Annotated in this window: 3 protein-coding genes; all 3 read left to right on the top strand. The window is 40.2% G+C overall.

Annotated elements, in window-relative coordinates; all coding sequences use genetic code 11:
- Window positions 1-596 (top strand): transposase (locus tag V2546_RS15590; RefSeq protein ID WP_329752826.1); only part of this gene is annotated, 596 nt, incomplete at its 5' end.
- A gap of 274 nt (window positions 597-870) precedes the next feature.
- Entirely contained in the window at window positions 871-1,776 is a 906-nt protein-coding gene (locus V2546_RS15585; RefSeq protein WP_486463607.1) for a helix-turn-helix transcriptional regulator, read from the top strand.
- 451 nt (window positions 1,777-2,227) lie between these two features.
- Window positions 2,228-2,433, top strand: a 206-nt coding sequence (gene tnpA / locus V2546_RS15580; protein WP_329752825.1) for an IS200/IS605 family transposase, incomplete at its 3' end; no start/stop codon positions are given.

Raw genomic sequence — 2,433 nt, 5'->3', positions numbered from 1 at the left:
GGCAGGCCGTCGGACTCGATTTTTCCATGAAAGAACTATATGTAGATTCCAATGGAAAACATGCAGGTTATCCGCACTATTTCAGAAACAGCGAGGAAAAACTGGCGAAAGCGCAGAGAAAACTGAGCCATTGCCGGAAAGAAAGCAATCGTTATAAAAAACAGCAGAAAAAAGTGGCGCGGATCCATACACATATCGCTCATCAGAGAAAAGATCATTTGCATAAGGAATCAAGAAAGATAACCAATTTCTATGATATCGTATGCATTGAGGACCTGGACCTGAAGACGATGAGCGGGGAACATCATTTTGGAAAAAATGTCCATGATAGCGGATGGAGAATGTTCACAGATTTTTTGCAGTATAAACTGGAACGGGAAGGAAAGAAACTTGTCCGCATCGATCGCTGGTATCCCAGTTCCAGAACATGCAGCTGTTGTGGAAAAATAAAACATGATCTGAAACTGGAAGAGCGGGTATATCTTTGTAACTGCGGAAACCGGATGGACCGTGATGAAAATGCGGCGGTCAATATCTGCAGGGAAGGTCTGAGAATGTCCGGGATCATATTAGAAAAGAGCGAAAAAGCATCATAAAAAGATATCAGTCCAAAAGAACCGTGGAACACACGGGGATCGCTCGTGAATGCTTTGCCCAACGGGGCAATCGAACGAGAAGCCCCCACTTCAAGCGTGAGCTAAGTGGTGGGAGTATGTCACGAATTTATTGTATACTATCACTATATAGTATGAAATAGCTTGCAAAGAAAAGGGAAGTATGATTATGCCAAAAGGAACCAATCAGAAATTAAAATTATATCGTCTGGCTCAAATTATGCTGGAACAGACAGATGACGAGCATTATATCACGATGGCAGAGATCATGGAGGCGCTAAGACGATACGACATCACTGCGGATCGAAAAAGCCTTTATAATGATCTGCGTGACCTGTCCTCTTTTGGAATCGAGGTTGAGGGTGAGTCTGTCGGCAATCGTTACCATTATCATGTGGTCAGCAGACCATTTGAACTGCCGGAACTGAAGCTGCTTGTAGATGCCATTCAATCATCTAAATTTATTACAGAAAAGAAAACGAATATTCTGATCAAAAAGCTCGAGAAACTGGTAAGCAAATATGATGCCCAGAAGCTGCAGCGTCAGGTTTATGTATCCGGTCGGATCAAAACGATGAATGAAAGCATCTATTATTCGGTCAATACGATTCATGCCGCTATTTCTGAAAACCGGAAGATCAAATTTCAATATTACCAGTGGAACGCGAAAAAGGAAATGGAATTGCGGCATAATGGGAAATGGTATCATATCAGCCCATGGGGACTCCTGTGGGATGATGAGAATTATTATATGATCGGTTTTGATTCAGAGGCTCAAAAGATAAAGCATTACCGTGTGGACAAAATGCTGAAAATCAATTTATCAGAAGAGCCCCGTGATGGAAAAGAAGCTTTCTCAAAACTCAATATGGCAGATTATACCAAAAAAAGTTTTGGCATGTATGGCGGTAAGGAAGAAAAGGTTAAGCTTTTGATCCATAATGATTTGGTCGGGGTTATCATTGACCGATTTGGGAGAGATATCATGCTGTTCCCGGCAGATGCAGATCATGTCACCGCCAATGTAGATGTCCGTGTCAGCCGGCAGTTCCTGGCCTGGGTATTTTCACTGGGCCCAAATGTAAAAATTCTAGGACCGGAGGATGTTGTGGAAACCATGAAGAGAGAAGCTTCCCGGCTGATGGAACAGTACGGAGGCTGATATGTCAGTCAACAGTAAAAAATTTTGTACTTTATAGTTAGGGGTTAATAAATGGCTTAGATACAAGGATTATAGCATAAAGTACAAAAATTTCAAAATGTACTTTATTTCAGAATGTACTTTATTTCGAAACAGAATAAAGTACATTTTTTATTGTCCGGATGTAGTGGGGGAGTGGTTTTAGGGGAGAAAATAAAGTACATTTTCAAATCGCTCCATTTTGGAAATTTCATAAATAGTGGAAAATAGAGATGCCGATGATTTCAGAACATGTCAAGATGTTGATACTGTTTGGCTCATTTTGTAATGATCACTATTGCCTGTTTTTAGTCATAATTGAAAAACACGCACCGCATTCTCGTTACTTCAGTGATGAGTTAGGTGCGCTATTTATTTACAATAATATCGAACATATGTTTACACGCTTAGTAACATATGGTATAATATTCATATGGAAAAAGATATATTTACTATTAAAGAAAATTCTCTTTCGTATGGTAGAGGATATGTGTACTCGCTTCAATATCATTTGGTCTGGTGCACGAAATACCGAAAGAAAGTTCTGACCAATGGTGTAGATCAGGAGTGCAAAGAAATGTTGCAGGAAATCGCACAAGAATATCAATTTCGGATCCTTGCGATGGAAGTAATGCCGGA

Source organism: Clostridium sp. CM74B_53 (assembly GCF_036318045.1).
GTDB lineage: Bacteria > Bacillota > Clostridia > Lachnospirales > Lachnospiraceae > Pilosibacter.
The sequence above is the reverse complement of the archived record's forward strand: the minus strand, read 5'-3'. Positions and strand labels throughout refer to the sequence as shown.

What these genes read in the sequence shown, in the direction of transcription:
- V2546_RS15585 (WP_486463607.1), top strand. Translation starts at nt 871, where the DNA reads ATGGCAGAGATCATGGAGGCGCTAAGACGATACGACATCACTGCGGAT.